Here is a 1,777-nt window from a genome sequence, read left to right on the forward strand (position 1 = left end):
ATTCTTGAAACAGCCCTGCCCTTAAAAAGGGGGGCTAAATTCTTCAAAGTCCCCCTTTTTAAGGGGGATTTAGGGGGATCTTTTCAAACATCCTCATGAGGAGAGCTTGACAAAGGGGTTGATATTCTTGATTATTCAACATCTTTAAATGTAAATGTGCCTGTGACTTTGCCTATAGGTAATTGTTGAGGCCAAGGAATAGAAAACCGTCGTTGATTACCTGCCAAAATCAGCCCATTATTCACACCTTCTAACTGTTCTGGTTTGAGAGTAAATTGAGTTCCTTTGTCGCTAGTTAAGTTTAAATTTAATTCTGATAATATAGCACGGCGAGTACCCTGATTATCAAAAGTAATTACTAACAGATCATTTCCATCTTTTGATTTTTCATGAGTAATGCCATTCAGGATAACTTTAGATTGTGTATTTTTAGGGCGAATATACACCGATCCTATGTAACGAAACGTAATTTTGATTCCGGCTGCTATTGCCTGTGATTGTGATTGTTGGGTATCTTTTAAATTAATTGGTAACTGTTCAGCTATAATACGATAATTTAGTTCTTTTTCAGGGTTAGGATTACCTAACCATGTCACTCGCACAGATTGTACACTTTGGGGTGGTAGGATCATTTGGGATGGATAAACTAAAAAATCATCATCAGCTTTTTCAGTGGTTTCTTCACCTTCTAAGCTGATTTTTCGTTTCATCATTGACAGTTCAACAGCGATTTGTTCTGAGGTATCATTAATAACTTTATAAGACTGGGTTGCACCTGTCCCTGCTGGTTCAAATACTTTCACAATTGGCTCTAATTTAAAGGCTAGTGCTGGTGAAATGCTACTTAATATTATAAAAAAAAGAAAGCTAAAAAAATGTCTAATTGAGAATTTCATGATTTAATTGTTATCAAATGCAGTAAGATTAAATATTTTTACCCCTCCCCTTATAGAAGGAGAGGGGACTGGATTTTTATGAGCCAGCGGACAGTGTTAGGGTTAAGGTATCACTGTATGTTCCCGCTTTAATACTACCTGTGTTATTAATCTCAATGTGTAGATCCAGATTGCTATTGTTACCAAAAGGAAAGCTATAGTTTTCTAGTGTTTTATACTCAAAGGGCTGTGTTAAAGAACCGTCGAGAGATACTGCAATTTTGTATGGAATAGTATCATTGTTACTATTTTTCAACGCACCGGCATTAGTCGAGGTTGTAGTTAAGGTTGCAGTAGTCACGTTAGTGCTAACGGTAAAGTCAGCAATTTTGGCATACTGTAGCCCTACTTGACTGAATTGTATCGCGTTTTCTAAGTTAGCAGCTTGACTTGTTGCCACTGCGTTAATGGTAGCCCTTGCAGGCACGGTGATACCAAGAGGAATGTTACTAGTACTAGTAGCCTGAGCAAAGGCAGCAGAGCCAAAACCAATGGCAGCAAGGGGACTAAGGATTAAGCTAGAAGCAATGAAAAAAGGACGTAAAGACATTGTAACTCTCTCCTGAAAGTCTTTAGAAAAGGTAGAAATCAATGGTTTCAATGCTTATTCCTTGCACCTAATTCACTTTTTTAAGCCTGAAACTCCTAATATATCTAGGTTTTTGGTTTATTCAGCAAGCCCTAAATACAAGTAAGCAAAGGCACAAAATGTCAAACTTTACATTTGTCAATTTCATACCTGAGTTCGGCAATGCCAAAAATTGAAGTTATAATAGGCTGTGATTGCTATTTTTAGTTGATGTTAAGCTGTTACGCAGCTAGATCCAATAATCCTAATATTG

2 protein-coding genes are annotated in these 1,777 nt (G+C 37.0%); both read right to left on the minus strand.

The window, feature by feature from the left end:
• Positions 1–131: 131 nt before the first annotated feature.
• A complete protein-coding gene (locus tag FJR37_RS18490) occupies positions 132–803 on the minus strand; it encodes a fimbria/pilus periplasmic chaperone (RefSeq protein WP_168466767.1) in 672 nt (223 codons plus the stop codon).
• Positions 804–972: 169 nt separating this feature from the next.
• Entirely contained in the window at positions 973–1,485 is a 513-nt protein-coding gene (locus tag FJR37_RS18495; protein WP_168466768.1) for a spore coat protein U domain-containing protein, read from the minus strand.
• Between the last annotated feature and the right edge of the window lie 292 nt (positions 1,486–1,777).

Source organism: Aphanizomenon sp. UHCC 0183 (genome assembly GCF_009712065.1).
In the GTDB taxonomy this organism is placed as follows: Bacteria; Cyanobacteriota; Cyanobacteriia; order Cyanobacteriales; family Nostocaceae; genus Dolichospermum; species Dolichospermum heterosporum.